Origin of the sequence: Mesorhizobium sp. M8A.F.Ca.ET.021.01.1.1, assembly GCF_003998025.1 — a bacterium.
GTDB lineage: Bacteria > Pseudomonadota > Alphaproteobacteria > Rhizobiales > Rhizobiaceae > Mesorhizobium.
The window spans coordinates 1-2,286 of the sequence record NZ_RZSJ01000774.1 but is presented as its reverse complement, the minus strand read 5'-3'; the positions used below and the strand labels follow the sequence as shown (position 1 = coordinate 2,286).

Annotated in this window: 1 pseudogene; it reads left to right on the top strand. The window is 66.9% G+C overall.

The features are described 5' to 3' along the window. Positions 1 to 2,286, top strand: a pseudogene (locus EOA36_RS33650) (translocation/assembly module TamB); the annotation flags it as partial.

Below are 2,286 nucleotides of genomic sequence, written 5' to 3'. Positions count from 1 at the left end.
GACCGCTTCGGGCCGCACGGTGAAGGCCATCAAGCTGACCGCGAGCGGCAAGGCCGACATAACGAACCCTTCCGCCAACGTCTCGCTGACCGGCGCCGTCAACGACCAGCCGCTCGACATCAAGGCGGCCCTGGTGACCAGCGAGGGCAAGCGCTCGATCAACGGCTTCCTGGTCTCGCTGGGCGATAACAAGGTCTCGGGCGACCTGGCGCTCGACGACAAGTTCATGCCCCTGGGCACGCTGACGCTCGCCGCACCGGCAATCGACCAGTTGGCCGCGCTCGCCGGCCAGGCGGTGACCGGCGACATCAACGGCACCTTCCTCTTTGCCAAGGACGGCGACGCACCCTCCATTGCCATAGATGCCAAGAGCACATCGGTCGCGCGTGGCGAGGTGACTGCCAAGGCGATCGCCATCAATGCGCTGGTCGCCAATTATCTCAAGGCGCCGGCGATGTCGGGCACCATCAAGGCTGATGCGGTCACTTCGGGAAGCACCGAAATCGGCGCCATCGGCGTCGACCTCAAGCGCGACGGCGACTGGACCAATTTCACTGGCGGCGCCACGATCGCGGGCATTCCTGCGACCGCTGCCGGCCGGGTTAAGATTGCCGAGGGCACCACCAGCGTGGAGATTGCTTCGGGCCAAGCCACCGTTCGCGGCATCAAGGCGGCGATTGCCGAGCCGTCGGCACTGTCCATCGCCAACGGCACGGCCAATATCGACAGGCTGGCGCTCGACGTTGGCGGCGGCCGGGTGGCGCTGTCGGGCAGCGCCGGCGAGACGCTCGATCTGGCGGCGCAGGTCTCCGCTTTGCCTGCCGCCCTTGCCAATGCGTTTTCGCCTGGCCTGGATGCCGCGGGCACGCTTGACGGTATCGCTGAAGTGAGCGGAGCGCCGGCCGCTCCCGACATCCGGTTCAACGCGAAGCTGGCCGGCGCCGAGACCAGTCAGACCCGAGAGGCAGGGCTCGGACCACTCGCCGTCGATGCGGCCGGCAGCTACACGATTGCCGGTGGCGTCGTCCTCGACCATGCTACCCTCTCCGGCGACAAGGTCTCCGGCCAGGCCGCCGGAACCATCAACCCGAACGGGGCCAGCGATTTCGCGATCGATCTGACCTCGTCCGGCCCCAGCCTGCCGCTGACGGTTGGAAGCAACGAGAGCCCGGTCAAGATCGAGGTCCGGTCAGTGTCGGCCAAAATTGGGGGCGAAAGCACGCATGCCCGGCTGGACCTTTCCGCGATCCTGCCCTCGATCGTCACCAGCCCGGCGAAGGTTGACGGACTTACGCTCACTCTGCACTCGGATGCGTTCGATCTCAGGAATCGCGCCGGGCCGGTTTCCGGAACGGTGTCGGTGGACAAGGTTGGGCTCGACAATCCAACGATCGCGCCGCTCATCGCGGGCAAGGTCACGGCCGCGCTCAACGCCCGGCTGAGCGCCGACGCCGTCGCCATCGACAGCGGCACGCTGAAAAGCGATGCGCTCAGCAGCCAGGTCGCCGGCCAGGTATTGCTGCGTGACGGTGCCATCGACCTCAACCTGAAGGCGGATGCGCCATCGTCGGCCTTGCCGGCGGCGGCACGCGGCTTGCTTGGCGACCGCGCCCAGATAAGCGCCACGCTGAAGCGCGAGCCCAGCGGCAATCTCAACATAGGTGGATTGAAGCTCACTTCGGGCCCGCTGAGCGCCGAGGGGCAGGCAAGCCTTGCCGACAACAAGGTGGCCGCCGACATCAGGGGTGCGCTGAGCGACATCTCGCGATTGTCGAAGGACGCCACGGGCGCCATCGCTTTCGCGCTGAGCGCGCAAGGGCCGGCCATGGCGCCCGACCTGTCGCTTACCATCAACAGCGACAAGCTCTCGGTTGCATCTCGCGAGATAACCGGATTGAAGCTCACCGCCACCGGCAAGGCGGACGCCGCCAATCCGGCGGCCAATGTCCAGCTTACCGGCAATGTCGCCGGCCAGGCGCTGCAGGGGAGCGCCGTGCTGGCAACGGCGAACGGCAAGAGCGCCATCAATGGCCTGCTCCTGTCGCTGGGCAAGAACAGGATTTCAGGCGATCTGGCACTGGACGACAAGTTCGTGCCCGAAGGCACCATCTCGCTCGACCTGCCCGACATCGGGCCGCTCGCCGCGCTGGCGCTGGAAAAGGCGGAAGGCGACGTGCGCGGCACGATCGCCTTCTCGAAGACCGGGGCGGCGCCCCAGGTCGCCATCAAGGCGGCTACCGCCTCGATCACGCGCGGCGACCTCCAGGCGAAGGCCGTTTCCATAGA